This is a genomic window from Methylobacterium sp. NMS14P (assembly GCF_028583545.1).
Taxonomy (GTDB): Bacteria; Pseudomonadota; Alphaproteobacteria; order Rhizobiales; family Beijerinckiaceae; genus Methylobacterium.
In genome coordinates this window covers 2,429,194-2,441,752 of the sequence record NZ_CP087106.1, presented here as the reverse complement: position 1 = coordinate 2,441,752, position 12,559 = coordinate 2,429,194, and the positions used below count along the sequence as shown (strand labels likewise).

Genomic DNA, 12,559 nt, shown 5'->3' with positions numbered 1-12,559 from the left:
TGCGGAGCCCGCGACCATGACCTCCGGCCAGAAGCCCCGCGCCTTCCGGATCACCCCCGAACCGGCCGCCGAGCCGAGCGTGACCACGACGCCGCTCGGCCCCCGGCCGCCGCAGGCCCGGATCGTGGAGGAGCCCTTCGAGATCGTCGACGCCGCCGACGGCGTCGCCGTGCCGGTGGCGCCGCGCTCGCGCTCGCCCTGGGGCGCCCTGCTCCTCTCGGCGGTGGGCGGCCTCGTCTCCCTGGGCGTCGGCCTGTCGGTCGAGCGGATGATCAGCGACCTGTTCCAGGCCGCCCCCTGGCTCGGCTGGGTGGCCCTGGCGCTCCTGGGCCTCGCCGCGCTGGCGCTGCTGGCGATCGTGGTGCGGGAACTCGCCGGCCTGCGTCGGGAGCGCAAGATCGAGCGGCTGCGCCAGTCGGCGCTGGACGCCCTCGCCACCCGCGACCACACCGGCGCGCAGGCGGTGGTGCAGGCGCTCTCGACCTTCTACGCGGACCGCGACGCCCTGTCGGCGGGCCGGGCCCGGATCGACGCCGCCGCCGACGCGATCCTCGACGTCGACGACCGGATCGGCCTGGCCGAGCACGAACTGCTGGCCGGGCTCGACCGGCAGGCGCGCAACGCCATCGCGACGACGGCCAAGCAGGTCTCGGCGGTGACGGCGCTGAGCCCGCGGGCGATCGTCGACGTGGCCTTCGTGGTGTTCGCGGCGGTGCGGCTGCTGCGCCGGATCGCGGCGATCTACGGCGGCCGGCCGGGCTTCCTGGGCTTCCTGCGGCTGGGGCGCGCGGCGCTCGCGCACCTCACCGTCACCGGCGGCATGGCGGTGGGCGAGAGCGTGATGCAGCAGGTGCTGGGTCTCGGGATCGCCGCCCGGGTCTCCGCCAAGCTGGGGGAGGGCGTGCTCAACGGGCTGATGACCGCCCGGTTCGGGCTCGCGGCGCTCAACGTCTGCCGGCCGCTGCCGTTCGTGCGGGAGGCACCGCCGCGGCTCGCCGACGTCGCCGGCGAGCTGCTGCGCTCGGCCGAGGCCGAGCCAAAATAGGGGCGGCCTACTTGGCGCCCGCGGCGGCGCGGCGGTTGGCGATGCGCGAGAACATGTTGCCGGTGTAGTCGGCGGTCTTCGGCTTCTCGGGCTCGCCGAGCTTGGCCTCGAAGGCCTCGATCCGCTTGAGCAGCGTCACGTCGTTGAACAGCGAGCTGTTGAAGTTGCTCTGGGCCCGAGGGCCGAGGGCGGTCTGCACCGCTTCGAGTCGTTCCAGAAGCTCTTTGCGCGTCACGGTGCTCTCCAGGGGCGGCTTCGGGACGAAGGACCGCCCGTGCCGCCACTGAAGAGGGCGGTGGTAAACAGCGCGTTAATGCGACCCGCGTCGGTCCCATCCCGCCGAGGCAAGGGGACCCCGATCGTCCTCGCGTCCAGCAGGGCTCGCAGGCTCACAGCCCCTTCAGGAACCCGGCGAGCCGCATCAGCCCCTCGGGCCAGGGACCGTGCCCGCTCGCCACGTTGAGGTGGCCGGATTCGCCCGCGTCGACCGTGAGCGCCCCCCAAGCATGGGCGAAGTCGTCCGCCCGCTCGTAGCGGCAGTAAGGGTCGGTGCGGCTGGCGACCAGCAGGGACGGGAAGGGCAAGGGATCGCGCGGCACCGGCGCGAAGGCCCGGACCGCGTCGGGCAGGTCCGGCGCCTCCTCGACGTCCGGGAGCGCCACCAAGAGGGCGCCGCGCACCACCCCCGCGGGGAAGCGCGGCACCGCCTCGACGCACGCCACCACGCCGAGGCTGTGGGCGATCAGGATGACCGGCCGCGTCGCCGCCGCGACCGCCTCGGCGATGCGCCCGCACCACGCCGCCGGGGTCGGTTCGTGCCACTGGTCCTGCTCGACCACGCGCGCGGTGGCGAGGCGGCCCGCCCAGCGGGCCTGCCAATGGTCCTCCTCGGAGCCCCCTAGCCCCGGGACGATGAGGATGTCGCAATCGGCGGTCTTCATATCGGGATGCGTAGTGCGGACCGGCGGACGCGTCGAGACCGTCCCGTCACTCGGCCGCGATCGGCGCGGTCGCCTCGAGCGCCCGGACGTGGCGGGCGATCTGCACGGAGGCGCAGTTCTTCGCCTTGGCCTCGATCTCGAAATCCGCCCAGGCGAGGTGGCGGGCGACGAGGTCGTTCACCGCCCGGTTCCACATCATGTCGGAATGGGCGGCGAGGTCCCGGACCCCGTGGCCGGCCGCGCGCAGGGCCGGGAAGTCGGGCAGGGCGTCCGGATCGCAGGCGGCGGAGACCGCCTCGCGCGACACGCTGATGTGGGCGACGGGCCGGACGCCGCGCCAGGACTCTCTCACCCGGGCGATCCGGGGGTCGTCGGGCTCGAGATACGCGCCGCCGCTCTCGACCCAGTGGTGGTGCAGGTCGAGCACCACCGGCACGATGTCGGCGAGCCGCAGCACCGCGTCGAGGCCGAAGACGTTCTCGTCGTTCTCCACCGTCACGAGGTCGCGCGCCACCTGGCTCGCCCGGGGCAAGGTCTCGCGGAAGCCCTCGACCCCCGGGTCGCCCGCGCCGACATGGATGTTGATGTGGGCGCCGTGCGGGTGCCAGCCGCCGCCGTAGCCCATCCTGTCGAAGATCTCGGCGTGGTAGTCGAGCTCGGACAGGCCGTTGGCGATCGCGGCCGGGTTGCGGCTCGCCAGCAGGCAGAACGGTCCCGGGTGGAAGCTCAGGCGCACACCGAGCCGGCGGGCCAGCGCCCCGGCCTCGGCGAGGCCGCGCTCGACCAGCGCCGCCATCTGGGGCTCGGCGTAGAGCGCCTGCGCGATCGGGTGGGTGTAGCCCGGCAGGACGTTGCTCGCCATGCGCAGGAGGCGCTCCAGTGGCGGCCGGGCCCCGACCCAGGCGATCTGGCGGGCGAGGGCGTCGAGGTTGTGGGCAACGAGGCCGGCGAGCTTCGCCCGCCGGGCGGCGGGCTCCAGCTTGGTGAGATGGGCCATCGTCACGCTGGTGAGGTTCATGTGCAGCGTGGCCTCCCGCTCCGCCTTGAGGGTGGCGTGGGTGCCGGGAGGCTCGTCCAGGACGAACTTGCAGCAGAATCCTAGACGGGGGTGGTCGCGCATAACGAGCACAACGCGCGAAGGGCCGCGGCGTCCCCGTCCGACGCGCGGAACGGCCGCGGCACGACGACGTTGGGAGTCCCGAGCGCGGCAGTTCCGCGCACTGGCCCCGACCCATGCCCCCGTCACCGTCGCGTTCGACCGGCTCTCCCGAGACCGGCTCGATCCTCTGGATCCTGATGCTCGGTTCGGCGCTGGTCGCCCTCGCGGCCGCGCCGGCGCGGCGCGGCGTGGCGGCGGCTCTCCCCGCCGACGAGCCGCCGGCAGACCGCGATCCGCCCCGCGACGAGCCGGGCCTGCGGAAGGGCGTGGCCGCGGGGGCGCGCTCGATCTCCGGGCGCGCCGCGCAGCTCACCGCGGTGACCCAGCCGGAGCGCGGCCGCGCCGCCGACAGCCCCGCCGAGATGACGCGGTCCGGCTGGAAGGACATCGCCGTCCGGGTCTACCTGGAATTCAACAAGGACCGGGTCCTGGCGGTCGCCGCCGGCGTGACCTTCTACACGCTGCTGTCGCTGTTCCCCGCCATCGCCGCGCTGGTCTCCTGCTACGGCCTGTTCGCCGACGTGACCGTCATCAACGATCACCTCGCCCAGCTGCACGCGGTCCTGCCGTCCGGCGCGGTCGAACTCATCGGCGACCAGGTGAAGCGCATCGCCGCCAAGGGCAGCGGCTCCCTCAGCATCACGTTCTTCTCCAGCCTGCTCCTGTCGCTCTGGAGCGCCAACGCGGCCATGAAGGCGATGTTCGACGCGCTGAACGTCGTCTACGAGGAGGAGGAGAAGCGGAACTTCTTCTGGCTCAACCTCCGGTCGCTAACCTTCACGGTCGGCGCCCTCCTGTTCATCATCGTCGCGCTCAACGTGATCGTGGTCGTGCCGGTGGTGCTGAACTTCCTGGGGCTCGGCTCGACCGCGTGGCTGCTCGCGACCCTGCGCTGGCCGGCGATCCTGATCGTCCTCCTCGGCGGCCTGTCGGTGCTCTACCGGTTCGGGCCGAGCCGGGAGCATGCCCGCTGGCGCTGGGTCGGGGTCGGCAGCGTGGTCGCGGGCCTGCTCTGGCTCGCGGCCTCGCTCCTGTTCTCCTGGTACGTCGCCAATTTCGGCACCTACAACGAGACCTACGGCTCGCTGGGCGCGGTGATCGGCTTCATGACCTGGATCTGGATCTCGTCCACGATCGTGCTGCTCGGCGGCGAGATCAACGCCGAGCTGGAGCACCAGACCGCCCGCGACACCACCACGGGCGCGCCGCTGCCGATGGGCGCGCGCCGGGCGCGGATGGCCGACACCGTCGGCGCCGCCGCCTGAACGCGGCGTCTACGCTTCCGGCTACGCCCTGCGGCATCCTCCGGGACTGCCGGAGACGGCGCGCGATCCCTATATAGCGCGGCGAGAAGGGAGATCGCCATGGCCGACACGCCGACCACCAGCCCGGAGACCCGCAGCGACGACGAGTGGCGCTCGGCGCTGACGCCGGAGCAGTACCGGGTCCTGCGCGAGCACGGCACGGAGCGGGCCGGCACGAGCTGCCTGCTCGCCGAGAAGCGGGCCGGGACTTTCACCTGCGCCGGCTGCGGGCAGCCGCTGTTCGAGCAGGGCACCAAGTTCGAGTCCGGGACCGGCTGGCCGAGCTTCTTCGAGCCGATCGACGGCGCCGTCGAGACCACGGTGGACCGCAGCCACTGGATGGTCCGCACCGAGGTGCACTGCGCCCGCTGCCAGGGCCATCTCGGCCACGTCTTCGACGACGGCCCGGCGCCGACCGGCCTGCGCTACTGCATGAACGGCGCGGCGATGAATTTCGAGCCGGCCGATTGAAACGCGGACCTCGCTAACCTGGGTTCGGAAACCCGGCGCGAAAGCCGGGATATCGGGGACAGAGAGCGCCGTGGCCGGATCCTCGACCGGATCCGGTCTTGATTTCGTCGCGTTTTTGCTTAGCGCTCTATAGTCTCAGATTGTCGCTGTCCGGTGATTGGCGACGGAAGCGGTCAGGCTCTGACGAATACGGCGTGGCAGTCAGCTTATACGCCGTGCGGGTCGGCTCCACTTGTCCCCTTCCGTGCGGCCCGGCGGCGCTGAGGGCTGTCCGCCGGATCGGCGCGCCGCCGACCAAGCGGGAGGGGTTTTGAGTTCATGAGCACCGTTCGCCGATTTCTGGTCGCACCGTCCCTGGTCCGCCTGATCCGCAAGGAGCGGGGCGGCGCCCGGATCACCGAGGGTCACTTCGCGCCCCAGGGCGGCCGCGCCTCCTACGTGCGCGTCGACGGCCAGATCTGTCAGCTGGTCCTGGTGAACAAGGGGCCGGACGGCATCCCGGTCGAGGAGCGCACCGACGTCCCGCGCGCCCACGGCGACGCGCTGCTGGACGTCTGCCCCGGCAAGGCCGCCTACGACCGCACGACCCTGAATGCCGGCGGCCGCGAGATCGCGATCGACCGCTACGTCACCCCCGGCAGCCTGGACCTGATCAGCGTCACCTTCGACAATGACGGCGAGGCCGCCGGCTTCCACGCCCCGGGCTGGTTCGGCCGCGAGGTCAGCAACGAGCCGGCCTTCGAGCGGGCGGCCCTGGCCATCCAGGGCGTGCCGGCCGCCGAGGAGGTGGCGCTGAGCAACGCCGCGCTGGACGCGGTGCTGGACCTGATCGAGCCCCGGTTCGGCTTCGGCCGCTACGGCAGCAGCAGCAGCCGGACGACCGAGTCCGACGAGGGCGCGATGGGCGCCATGCGCCGGGCCGCGCCCGCCGCCGCCGCTGCCGCGCCGGTCGTCGCGGCCCCGCCGCCGGCTCCGGAGCCCGCCGCTTCCGCCCCGCGCCCGCCCGAGCCGGTCCCCGAGCATCACCCCGAGCCCGAGCCGCAGCCGGAACCCGCGCCGGAAGCGGCCGCGCACGCCGCGCACGCCGCCGAGACGCCCGCCCCGCAGGCCGGCACCGGCGACGCCCTGCACGGGGACGCCCGCATCGACGACGTGATCGAGAGCCTGTCGCAAGCGCTCGGCGCGGCGATCCACCAGCAGCCCGATCCCGCCGCCGAGAACAAGGACGGGAAGAGCGAGGATCCCGCCTCGATGTTCGAGCGCTGGACCGTCCGTCCCCGCCGGACCCAGCAGCAGACCTGAGCCTCGACGCCGCACCGCGGCGCAACGACGCGAGACACGAACGCGAGACACGAACGCGAGACACGAACGCGAGACACGGACGGGCCGCAGCGCAGATCGCGCTGCGGCCCGTCCGCTTTCGCGGACCCGCGCATCGGTCGGACGAGAGCAGTCTCCGCCCGGGATCGACAGGTTTTTGTCACGGATGGTTCGGGGCAGATAAGCGTGCAGCGTTGAGGCGCCGGGTGATAATCGCTAGCGTGCCGGCAAATCGGGAGGGTGCGCGGTCGTCGCACGGGATGGACATGGCACAGGCAATCCAGGCGACGGCTCCCGCCGCAGCGCCCCGCGAGCCCTGGTACAAGGTGCTCTACATCCAGGTCCTGATCGCCATCGCGCTCGGCGTGCTGCTCGGCTGGTACGATCCGGCCACCGGCAAGTCGATGAAGTGGCTCGGCGACGCCTTCATCGGCCTGATCAAGATGATGATCGCGCCGATCATCTTCTGCACGATCGTCCACGGCATCGCGTCGATCGGCGACCTGAAGAAGGTCGGCCGCGTCGGCCTGAAGGCGCTGGTCTACTTCGAGGTGGTGTCCACCATCGCGCTGCTGATCGGCGTCATCGTCGGCGAGGTGATCCGACCCGGTGCCGGCTTCAACGCCGACCCGTCGAAGCTCGATGCCAGCAAGGTCGCGACCTACGCCAGCAAGGCGGCGGCCGACTCCACGGTCGCCCACATCCTGGCGATCATCCCGAAGAGCTTCCTCGACCCCTTCGCCACCGGCGACCTGCTGCAGGTGCTGCTGATCTCGATCCTCACCGGCGTCGTGGTGACGAATCTCGGCGAGCGCGCGGCCTCGGTGAACCACGCGATCGACACCGCCGGCCAGATCTTCTTCCGGATCATCGGCATCGTGGTGAAGCTCGCCCCGGTCGGCGCCTTCGGCGCCATGGCGTTCACGATCGGCGAGTACGGCATCCAGAAAGTCTACGATCTCGCGTGGCTCGTCGGCACCTTCTACATCACGGCGATCCTGTTCGTGCTGCTGGTGCTCGGGACGATCGCCCGGGTGGCGGGCTTCTCGATCCTGCGCTTCCTCGCCTACATCAAGGACGAGCTGCTGATCGTGGTCGGCACGTCGTCCTCCGAGACGGTGCTGCCGCAGCTCATGACCAAGATGCGCCGCCTCGGCGCCTCGGACTCGGTCGTCGGCCTCGTGGTGCCGACCGGCTACTCGTTCAACCTCGACGGCACTAACATCTACATGACGCTGGCGACGCTGTTCCTGGCGCAGGCCGTGGGCGTGGACCTGTCGATCAGCCAGTACGCGACCATCATCCTGGTGGCGATGCTGACCTCGAAGGGCGCCTCGGGCGTCACCGGCGCGGGCTTCATCACCCTGGCGGCGACCCTCTCGGCGATCCCCAACAGCCCGGTCCCGGTCGCCGCCATGACCCTGGTCCTCGGCATCGACAAGTTCATGTCCGAGTGCCGCGCGCTCACCAACCTCGTGGGCAACGGTGTCGCCTGCGTGGTGGTCAGCCGCTGGGAGGGCGAGCTCGACGTCGCCAAGCTCAACGAGGTGATGGCCCACCCGGTCGCCATCGGCACCCACATCGCCGACGAGTCGCCGCAGCCGATGGGCACCGACAGCAAGGTCGCCGCCGCCGAGTGATGGGATCGCCCGCGGCGGAGTACAAAGGTCGCCCGCGCCTCGGCATCGATCTCGGCGGCACCAAGATCGCCGGGATCGTGCTCGGCCGGGACGGGACGACCCTGGCCGAGGCGCGGATGCCCGCCCCGCGGGGCGCCTACCGGGCCACCGTCGAGGCCGTGGCCGACCTCGTCCTGCGTCTCGAAGCCGAGGCCGGCGCGCCCTGCAGCGTCGGCATCGGCATGCCGGGGAGCCTGTCCCCGGCGACGGGCCTCGTGCGCAACGCCAACTCGCACTGGCTCAACGGACACCCCTTCGCGGCCGATCTCGGCGCGCGCCTGGAGCGCCCGCTCCGGATCGAGAACGACGCCAACTGCCTGGCGGTGTCGGAGGCGATCGACGGCGCCGGCGCCGGGGCCCGCGTGGTCTGGGCGGTGATCCTGGGCACCGGCGTCGGGTCCGGCATCGCCGTCGACGGTCGGGTGCTCACGGGCCGCAACGGCATCGCGGGCGAGTGGGGCCACGGCCCCCTGCCGGCGCCCCGCGACGACGAGCGGCCGGGCGCCGCCTGCTATTGCGGCCGCCGGGGCTGCGTCGAGACCTGGCTGTCCGGTCCCGGGCTGGCGGCGGACCACGCGCGGCGGCACAGCGGCGACCTCACCGCCGAGGCGGTCGTCGCCGAGGCCCGGGCCGGTAGCCCGGCGGCGCGGGAGACGCTCGCCGTCCACCTCGAGCGCCTCGGGCGCGCGGCCGCCCAGGTGGTGAACCTCCTCGATCCGGACGTGATCGTGATCGGCGGCGGCCTGTCGCGCATTCCGGAGCTGATCGCGGGCCTGCCGGCGGCGATCGCCCCCCACGTCTTCTCCGACGCCTTCGACACGCCCGTGCGGGCGAGCCTGCACGGCGACGCCTCGGGCGTGCGCGGCGCGGCGTGGCTGTGGGAGGCGGAGACAGTCTGAGGCCCGTCCGAGCTCGGTCCACGACACAGCTCACAGAGACGTCGCTTGCGGGTCCGGAGGGGGCAGGGCAGGACGGAAGCACCGCATCGCCGAAGCCCCGATGATCGTCCGCACCCGGCCCAACCTGCTGACCCTGCTGTTCACCCTGCGCGGCTCGATCCTGCCGCGGGTGGCGCCCAAGCTCGCGGGGATCGTGGCGGTCTCGTGCGCGGTGGTGTGGGCGGAGGCGCGGTGGCCCGCGCTGTTCCCGGTCAGCGCCGGTGTGACGCCGTTCACCGTGGTCGGCCTCGCCCTCTCGATCTTCCTGAGCTTCCGCAACAACGCCTGCTACGAGCGCTGGTGGGAGGCCCGGAAGCATTGGGGCAACCTGATCGGCGAGGTGCGCAACCTCGCCCGCGCCCTCCCGGCCCTCCTGCCCGAGCGGGAGGCCGCGCTCCAGCTCCGGCGCCTGTCGGCCTTCGCGCACGGCCTCCACGCCCGCCTGCGCGACCTGGACGAGGCCGCCGCCGTCGACCGGACGAGCCCCGGATCGGACCTGTCCGGCCCGAATCCCACCGACTCGGTCCTGGCCGCCATCACCCGCGACCTCGCCGCGCTGACGCGCGCGGGCCGGCTCAGCGACATCCAGTTCGGCATCCTCGAGGCCCGGATCGAGGCGCTGTCGGGCGTGCACACCGCCTGCGAGCGGCTCGCCAACACGCCGCTGCCCTTCGCCTACACGCTGCTCGTGTACCGGACCGCGTGGCTCTACTGCCTGCTCCTGCCGGTGGGCCTCACCGGATCCCTCGGCTGGGCGACCCCGATCGTGGTCGCGCTCGTGGCCTACACGTTCTTCGGCCTCGACGCCCTCGGCGACGAGCTCGAGGAGCCGTTCGGCACCGAGCCCAACGACCTCCCCCTCGACGCCATGGTCCGCGCCGTGGACCGCATCGTCCACCACGCCCTGGGCGAGCCGATGCCCAAGGCGCTGGCGCCCGACGGGTATTGGCTGCGCTAGCGCCTACCCGTTCCAGGCGCGCAGCACGGGTTCGGTGCGGTCGTGCTCGTAGCCGAGGACCGAGACGCTCGCGGTGCCGAGCACGAGGAGCGCGCCGCCCTGCGGCTCGAGGCCGATCCAGCGCGCGGCGAGCACGCGCAGGACATGCGCGCTGGAGAACACGATGAGGTCGGCGTCGCGGGCGCGGGCCCGGGCGATGACCCGGTCCGCCCGGGCACCGACATCCGCCGCCGTCTCGCCCCCGGGGCAGCCGTCGCGGAACAGCCGCCAGTCCGGCCGCTCGGCCAGGATCGCCTTCGTGGTCCGGCCCTCGTAGGCGCCGTAATCCCACTCCGCGAGATCCGGGTCGGTCGCGCGGCGGTCGCCGAAGCCCGCCAGCGCGCAGGTCGTGGCCGCCCGGCCCGACGGGCTCGACCAGACCTCCGCGTAGGCGCGGGCCGCCAGGCGCGGGGCGAGGGCGCGCGCCGCTTCCTCGCCCTCCGGCGTCAGAGGGATGTCGCTGCGCCCGGTATGCTGACCGGACCGGCTCCAGGCAGTCTCGCCGTGGCGGACCAGCGTGATCTGCGGGAACGGACTCTCGGCCATGCACGCCTCCCGGGCGCGCGATCCGCGGCCCTGCCATCAACGCGGGCGCCGCGCTTCGGTCTCAACGGTTCGGCAAAGCCGTCTCGATCGGTCGCGGGCCAGATCAAGATCGTGCTTGCGCCCGCGTCGAAACGGACATAAACATATCTTTATGTCTATCGAACGCAGGCAAGAAGCGGGGTCGATCCCCTTTCCGGAAGCCCTGGGCGTCCTGCGTGCCGCCGCAGAGGAGACGCGCCTGCGCATCCTGGCACTGCTCGTCGAGGGGGAGCTGTCGGTCTCCGACCTCACCGACATCCTCGGCCAGTCCCAGCCGCGGATCTCCCGCCACCTGAAGCTCCTGGTCGAGGCCGGCCTGGTCGAGCGTCACCGCGAGGGGGCCTGGGCGTTCTTCCGGCTGTCCGACGCCCGCGCCGGCCTAGCGGACCCGCTGCTGTCCGGGCTCGACCGGACCGCGCCGCCCCTGTCGGAGGACCGCGCGCGGCTCGACGCCGTCCGGGCGCAGCGGGCCGAGGCGGCCACGACCTTCTTCGCCCGGCTGGCCCCCAAATGGGACGAGCTGCGCTCCCTGCACGTGCCCGAGGCGACGGTGGAGGCCGCGGTGCTCGACGCCCTGGGCGACCGCCCGATCGGCAGCCTGATCGATCTCGGCACCGGCACCGGCCGGATGCTCGGCCTGCTGGCGCCGCGGGCTGCCCGCGCCACCGGGCTCGATTCGAGCCACGCCATGCTGTCCGTGGCCCGGGCCAACCTGGAGCGCCAGGGCCTCGCGCGCGTCGATCTGCGGCAGGGCGACATCCACGCGCCGCCCTTCGCGCGGGCGAGCTTCGACCTCGTCGTGGTCCATCAGGTGCTGCACTACCTCGACGACCCGGCCCGGGCGCTCCGCGGCGCCGCGCGGCTCGTGGCGCCGGGCGGCCGCCTGCTGGTGGTGGATTTCGCGCCGCACGAGCTGGAGTTCCTGCGCACCGGTCAGGCCCACCGGCGGCTCGGCTTCTCCGCCGATCAGGTCTCCGGCTGGCTCGCCGAGGCCGGCCTCGCGACGGTCGCCACCCGCGATCTGGCGCCGCGCGAGTCCGGCCAGCTCACCGTCACCCTCTGGCTGGCCCAGGACGGGCTGGCCGACACCGACACAGAACAGCCTCAGCGCGCCGTCGCCTGAGACACTGACCTCCGCAGACTTCGTCTGAACCGATCGACATAGAGGACGAGACCCCGATGCGCCGTTCCACCCACCGCGCCAGCCGCGACGGCTACCACCCGATCCGCGTCTCGATCGAGTTCTTCCCGCCGAAGACCGACGAGATGGAGAAGATCCTCTGGAACTCCATCGAGCGCCTCGCGCCGCTGCAGCCGAGCTTCGTCTCGGTGACCTACGGGGCCGGCGGCTCGACCCGCGAGCGCACCCACAACACGGTGGCCCGCATGGTCCGCGAGACCGGCCTGAAGCCGGCCGCCCACCTCACCTGCGTGGACGCCTCCCGCGACGAGATCGACGCGGTGGTCCAGTCCTACTGGGACGCGGGCGTGCGCCACATCGTGGCGCTCCGGGGCGACCCGGCCGAGGGGGTCGGCCACGCCTACCGGCCGCACCCGGAGGGCTACGCCTCGACCGCCGAGCTGGTCGAGGGGATCAAGCGGATCGGCGACTTCAAGGTCTCGGTCTCGGCCTATCCCGAGAAGCACCCCGAGGCGGCCTCGCTGGACGCCGACATCGACGCCCTGAAGGCCAAGGTCGATGCCGGGGCCGACCAGGCGATCACCCAGTTCTTCTTCGAGAACGAGATCTACCTGCGCTACTTGGAGAAGGTCCGGGCCGCCGGGATCACCATCCCGATCATCCCGGGCATCCTGCCGGTGCAGAACTTCAAGCAGGCGGCGAACTTCGCCCGCCGCACCGGCGCCTCGGTGCCCTACTGGCTGGCCGCCCGGTTCGAGGGCCTGGAGAACGACGTCGAGACCCGCCGGCTCGTGGCGGGCGCGGTGGCGGCCGAGCAGGTGCTCGACCTCGTGGACGAGGGCGTCAACGACTTCCACTTCTACTCGATGAACCGGTCGGATCTGGTCTACGCGATCTGCCACCTGCTCGGCCTGCGCGCGCAGGCGCCGAAGCTGGCGGCGGCGAAGGCGGCTTGAATAAGGCTGTCTCATAAGCATCC

General features: G+C 72.4%; 13 protein-coding genes. 9 read left to right on the top strand and 4 right to left on the bottom strand.

Annotated elements, in window-relative coordinates:
• The first annotated feature begins 16 nt into the window (after positions 1 to 16).
• The gene (locus LOK46_RS11560) at positions 17 to 1,045 is read left to right on the top strand and encodes a YcjF family protein (protein WP_273563904.1); all 1,029 of its coding nucleotides are present in this window, start codon (positions 17 to 19) and stop codon (positions 1,043 to 1,045) included.
• A 7-nt stretch (positions 1,046 to 1,052) separates the two neighbouring features.
• On the opposite strand, the gene LOK46_RS11555 is transcribed toward LOK46_RS11560, so the two are convergent.
• The 3 genes from LOK46_RS11555 to LOK46_RS11545 all read right to left on the bottom strand — a co-directional run bounded on the left by LOK46_RS11555 (position 1,053) and on the right by LOK46_RS11545 (position 3,106).
• On the bottom strand, positions 1,053 to 1,280 hold the full coding sequence (locus tag LOK46_RS11555) for a hypothetical protein (protein WP_012319110.1): 228 nt from the start codon (positions 1,278 to 1,280) through the stop codon (positions 1,053 to 1,055).
• 154 nt (positions 1,281 to 1,434) lie between these two features.
• Positions 1,435 to 1,986, bottom strand: coding sequence for an RBBP9/YdeN family alpha/beta hydrolase (locus tag LOK46_RS11550; protein WP_273563903.1), 552 nt, complete (start codon positions 1,984 to 1,986; stop codon positions 1,435 to 1,437).
• Between the two features lie 46 nt (positions 1,987 to 2,032).
• Entirely contained in the window at positions 2,033 to 3,106 is a 1,074-nt protein-coding gene (locus tag LOK46_RS11545) for a UV damage endonuclease UvsE (protein WP_273563902.1), read from the bottom strand.
• A 113-nt stretch (positions 3,107 to 3,219) separates the two neighbouring features.
• Between LOK46_RS11545 and LOK46_RS11540 the strand changes: the two genes are divergently transcribed.
• From LOK46_RS11540 to LOK46_RS11515, 6 genes are all read left to right on the top strand, one after another.
• Complete coding sequence (locus LOK46_RS11540) at positions 3,220 to 4,410, top strand: YihY/virulence factor BrkB family protein (protein WP_273563901.1); 1,191 nt, start codon at positions 3,220 to 3,222, stop codon at positions 4,408 to 4,410.
• Between the two features lie 99 nt (positions 4,411 to 4,509).
• Positions 4,510 to 4,920: a peptide-methionine (R)-S-oxide reductase MsrB gene (gene msrB, locus LOK46_RS11535; protein WP_273563900.1), complete on the top strand. Its 411-nt coding sequence runs from the start codon at positions 4,510 to 4,512 to the stop codon at positions 4,918 to 4,920.
• Between the two features lie 318 nt (positions 4,921 to 5,238).
• Positions 5,239 to 6,222: a hypothetical protein gene (locus tag LOK46_RS11530; protein ID WP_273563899.1), complete on the top strand. Its 984-nt coding sequence runs from the start codon at positions 5,239 to 5,241 to the stop codon at positions 6,220 to 6,222.
• Positions 6,223 to 6,506: 284 nt separating this feature from the next.
• A complete protein-coding gene (locus LOK46_RS11525) occupies positions 6,507 to 7,880 on the top strand; it encodes a dicarboxylate/amino acid:cation symporter (protein ID WP_273563898.1) in 1,374 nt (457 codons plus the stop codon).
• Positions 7,880 to 8,818 carry an ROK family protein gene (locus LOK46_RS11520; RefSeq protein ID WP_273563897.1) on the top strand — a complete coding sequence of 313 codons (939 nt, stop codon included), beginning with the start codon at positions 7,880 to 7,882 and terminating at the stop codon, positions 8,816 to 8,818. The genes LOK46_RS11525 and LOK46_RS11520 overlap by 1 nt, the downstream gene beginning before the upstream one ends.
• A 100-nt stretch (positions 8,819 to 8,918) precedes the next feature.
• Positions 8,919 to 9,815 carry a bestrophin family protein gene (locus LOK46_RS11515; RefSeq protein WP_273563896.1) on the top strand — a complete coding sequence of 299 codons (897 nt, stop codon included), beginning with the start codon at positions 8,919 to 8,921 and terminating at the stop codon, positions 9,813 to 9,815.
• Between the two features lie 3 nt (positions 9,816 to 9,818).
• Here LOK46_RS11515 and LOK46_RS11510 read toward each other — a convergent pair whose 3' ends face one another.
• Complete coding sequence (locus LOK46_RS11510; protein WP_273563895.1) at positions 9,819 to 10,400, bottom strand: histidine phosphatase family protein; 582 nt, start codon at positions 10,398 to 10,400, stop codon at positions 9,819 to 9,821.
• Positions 10,401 to 10,551: 151 nt separating this feature from the next.
• Here LOK46_RS11510 and LOK46_RS11505 point away from each other — a divergent pair, with 151 nt between their 5' ends.
• Together LOK46_RS11505 and metF are read left to right on the top strand one after the other, a co-directional pair.
• The gene (locus LOK46_RS11505) at positions 10,552 to 11,562 is read left to right on the top strand and encodes an ArsR/SmtB family transcription factor (RefSeq protein WP_273563894.1); all 1,011 of its coding nucleotides are present in this window, start codon (positions 10,552 to 10,554) and stop codon (positions 11,560 to 11,562) included.
• Positions 11,563 to 11,618: 56 nt separating this feature from the next.
• Complete coding sequence (metF, locus tag LOK46_RS11500; RefSeq protein ID WP_273563893.1) at positions 11,619 to 12,536, top strand: methylenetetrahydrofolate reductase [NAD(P)H]; 918 nt, start codon at positions 11,619 to 11,621, stop codon at positions 12,534 to 12,536.
• The last annotated feature ends 23 nt before the right edge of the window (positions 12,537 to 12,559 follow it).

Excerpts from the sequence above, each read along its gene's own strand:
- LOK46_RS11560 (WP_273563904.1), top strand. The coding sequence starts at position 17 with ATGACCTCCGGCCAGAAGCCCCGCGCCTTCCGGATCACCCCCGAACCG.
- LOK46_RS11550 (WP_273563903.1), bottom strand. The coding sequence starts at position 1,986 with ATGAAGACCGCCGATTGCGACATCCTCATCGTCCCGGGGCTAGGGGGC.
- LOK46_RS11545 (WP_273563902.1), bottom strand. The coding sequence starts at position 3,106 with ATGCGCGACCACCCCCGTCTAGGATTCTGCTGCAAGTTCGTCCTGGAC.
- LOK46_RS11540 (WP_273563901.1), top strand. The coding sequence starts at position 3,220 with ATGCCCCCGTCACCGTCGCGTTCGACCGGCTCTCCCGAGACCGGCTCG.
- msrB (WP_273563900.1), top strand. The coding sequence starts at position 4,510 with ATGGCCGACACGCCGACCACCAGCCCGGAGACCCGCAGCGACGACGAG.
- LOK46_RS11530 (WP_273563899.1), top strand. The coding sequence starts at position 5,239 with ATGAGCACCGTTCGCCGATTTCTGGTCGCACCGTCCCTGGTCCGCCTG.
- LOK46_RS11525 (WP_273563898.1), top strand. The coding sequence starts at position 6,507 with ATGGCACAGGCAATCCAGGCGACGGCTCCCGCCGCAGCGCCCCGCGAG.
- LOK46_RS11520 (WP_273563897.1), top strand. The coding sequence starts at position 7,880 with ATGGGATCGCCCGCGGCGGAGTACAAAGGTCGCCCGCGCCTCGGCATC.
- LOK46_RS11515 (WP_273563896.1), top strand. The coding sequence starts at position 8,919 with ATGATCGTCCGCACCCGGCCCAACCTGCTGACCCTGCTGTTCACCCTG.
- LOK46_RS11510 (WP_273563895.1), bottom strand. The coding sequence starts at position 10,400 with ATGGCCGAGAGTCCGTTCCCGCAGATCACGCTGGTCCGCCACGGCGAG.
- LOK46_RS11505 (WP_273563894.1), top strand. The coding sequence starts at position 10,552 with ATGTCTATCGAACGCAGGCAAGAAGCGGGGTCGATCCCCTTTCCGGAA.
- metF (WP_273563893.1), top strand. The coding sequence starts at position 11,619 with ATGCGCCGTTCCACCCACCGCGCCAGCCGCGACGGCTACCACCCGATC.